At 61.5% G+C, this 1,467-nt stretch carries 2 protein-coding genes; one reads left to right on the top strand and one right to left on the bottom strand.

Features of this window, described 5'->3' with window-relative positions:
- A partial coding sequence (locus EN925_RS35520; RefSeq protein WP_164894649.1) for a GAF domain-containing protein occupies window positions 1–869 on the bottom strand: 869 nt, incomplete at its 3' end.
- Between the two features lie 198 nt (window positions 870–1,067).
- On the opposite strand from EN925_RS35520, the gene EN925_RS35515 reads away from it, so the two are divergent.
- Window positions 1,068–1,467 (top strand): amino acid synthesis family protein (locus tag EN925_RS35515; protein WP_128337350.1); only part of this gene is annotated, 400 nt, incomplete at its 3' end.

The raw sequence follows: 1,467 nt of genomic DNA, 5'->3' as shown, positions 1-1,467 counted from the left end.
ACACTCAACGGTTCGATCTTCGCGGTGAGACGCAGACGGCGCTTGCCGTCGTCGAGGAAGAACGTATGAGCCTCGCTGTGCGGCTGATCCACCGCCGACCGCGCGACCTTCATGATCTGCCGGTGCAGGCTGGTGTTGGCGGCAAGCTGCCAGGCCGCGTCGTCGAAATGCTTCTCGCTCGGTGAGCGGCTGGCGACGATCAGGTTGGCGGTGAAATCGACCACGACGACGGGGTTGGGCACCAATGCTGCGATCTTACCGGCAAGCGAAGGCATCGAGCTTTCGGCCAAGGCCTGCTGCAGCAGCGACGTATGTGCCTGGAGCGCCTGCTGGAGCCGTTCCGATGCACGCTTCTCCTCGCGCAGCTTGTGCTGTTTCTCGACAGCGATTTCACCGAGATGGACGATCATCCCGATGAAGGCGAGATCGTCGGCGCTGACGTCCATGATCTCTCGCGAGATGACGCTGAGCACCATCGGCCTTCCGGCCTCGTCGAGGCAACTCATCGGCATTACCAGAACGCTGCGGTAGTCGCGTTCGAAAGCCTCCATGCGATAGCCAGGAAACTCCTCCGAGACCCGGGCATCCCTGATATAGACGGCCTCGTTGCGTTGCAGGGCAACGATCGACGGACTGGTGGCGAGTTCCCAGCGGTCGGGGAGCGACCGCTGGATCAAGGTCGGGTCGTGGCGAACGATCACGTAAGCATGGCCATGCGGTGCGTCGATGCTCATGATCGACCCCATTGTCCATCCGGCATGCCGGCAGGCGGCCAACACGAGATCACGCAACACCGTGCTGAGATCGCCGCCTGAGTTGATCAGGCTGGCGGCGTCGCGTAGCGACAGGATTTGCGACTGATGGTTCACTGGTGCGACTGTTCCGGCTGACCGATCTGTTCTTGTTGGCACTGCGAGCCCCGATATAAGCAATTCGCGGCCGAGTGAAGCTACACGTCTTCCGAGAGCGAGACATCCGGTTTTTCCTCTGAAGCAGAGGAAGACGCGTGGTGCGCGCCTTCCTAGCCTGGCCCTTTCGAGTTTGGGCAGAAAGGACCGTTGGCGCGAATGGAAATCAGGAAAGTCTGCACCTTCATCGACGAGGTTCTGATCGAGGGCGGCAAGGTCGCTGGCAAACCGGTCACATCGATCGTCGTCGCCGCCGTGTTGAAGAACCCGTGGAGGGGACGCGGCTTCGTCGAAAACCTTCGCCCCGAGATCATCGACATCGCCCCCAGGCTCGGCGCCGAACTTACGCAGCGGCTAACCGCCTTGATGCCGCCGGCCGAGATCGAATCCTATGGCAAGGCCGCGGCCGTCGGTATCAATGGCGAAATCGAACACGCCTCGGCGCTGATCCACACGCTGCGCTTTGGCAATCTGTTCCGCGATGCCGTCGGCGGCACCACCTATCTCGAATTCTGCAACACCAGAAACGCCGCGGGGGCGTTGTTGTCACTGCCAATGA

This window comes from Mesorhizobium sp. M7A.F.Ca.US.006.04.2.1 (assembly GCF_004022915.1).
Classification (GTDB): Bacteria; Pseudomonadota; Alphaproteobacteria; order Rhizobiales; family Rhizobiaceae; genus Mesorhizobium; species Mesorhizobium ciceri.
The sequence above is the reverse complement of the archived record's forward strand: the minus strand, read 5'-3'. Positions and strand labels throughout refer to the sequence as shown.